The 1,161-nt window shown below is 50.6% G+C and carries 1 pseudogene; it reads right to left on the reverse strand.

The features are described from left to right. Positions 1 to 1,161: pseudogene (locus SJ312_RS23075) on the reverse strand (Tn3 family transposase); the annotation flags it as partial.

Here is a 1,161-nt window from a genome sequence, read left to right on the forward strand (position 1 = left end):
TACAAACGGGTATCCAATTCCATGGCCATCTGTTTGATCAGCTTTTCAGGCTCCTCCGCTAATTTTGTAAAATGGCTCTGTTGAAGCAGCGTATATTTGTTTTTTCGCCAATGTTCCCCGTCGATCAGGTCGGCGTCGAGTGCCCGGTATTTAGTGATATCAGGCAGCGTCAGCTGGCCATTCAGGCGATCAGGAATCTGTTGATAGAGGAACCACTCATAACGATCGATCAGGATATTCCCTTCACCATCCAGCAGGAATTCACGTGATTTTTTGGAAAGGAGTCTGGTGTCGGCAGTTTGCAACTGAGCGTCCTGGCCGTTGAGTTCGTTTTGTGTTTTCGCCAAGGCGGCCGCTAAGTGCTGGGTGCCGTCGCAGCCTTCGAAGCGCAGACATAGGAACAACTCTCGCAGCAAACCTTTCCGCAGACTTTCTTTCTCGTCGCAGTACTGCCACATGGCTTCATCGACCGATCGTCGCTGCTCGTTCAGGAAGAGACATACAGATTCCAGATCCCTTTTGGTCAGCAGGCTCAGTGCTTGCTGTCTTACTGTTGCAAACGGTAGTTGCAGATCAATGCTGTCATCAATGAACAGGTGCAGTACTTCAGCTGCCTTGCTGACATTTTTAGCTGCTTTTTGCCAATCCTTAAACACCGCTTCCTGCGCATAATCCTTTGCCTTCTGTTTGGTCTGTCTGACATGATGCACAAAGCCATCGGCAATACGTTCCAGCGCTTGCTGCCATCGCGTTTGAAGATAGCACAATAAATACAGCCATTGGCTGCCTACGGTTTGACGTTTCAGTTTGGCACCGTAGTAGTCGACTTTCTCTGCCAGGTGTTGCAGATTTTTCTGCGACAGTGATAGCGTGCTCAACAGCAGATCCACTTCCGGCATCCAATGCTGGATATGGCGATAGACAATCAGTTCTTTCTCCAACTCGGTTCCGGTGAAGTTACGAGCCGATTGTCGCAACTGTCGGAACGGCAGTGGACCTGTGCCGTTCACGAGCTCCGCCAGTGCTTGCTTAAGACCGCGTGACATTGCACGCTCAAGGTGCGCGGCCATGTGTTCCTGTTCGTCTCCCACCACCTGACTGATGATCTTTTGCAGCGTGCTGTAGGCAGGGATTGCGATCTTCTGCCCCGAACAATATTCA

The sequence above is a fragment of the Providencia sp. CIM-Carb-044 genome (genome assembly GCF_033901115.1).
In the GTDB taxonomy this organism is placed as follows: domain Bacteria; phylum Pseudomonadota; class Gammaproteobacteria; order Enterobacterales; family Enterobacteriaceae; genus Providencia; species Providencia hangzhouensis.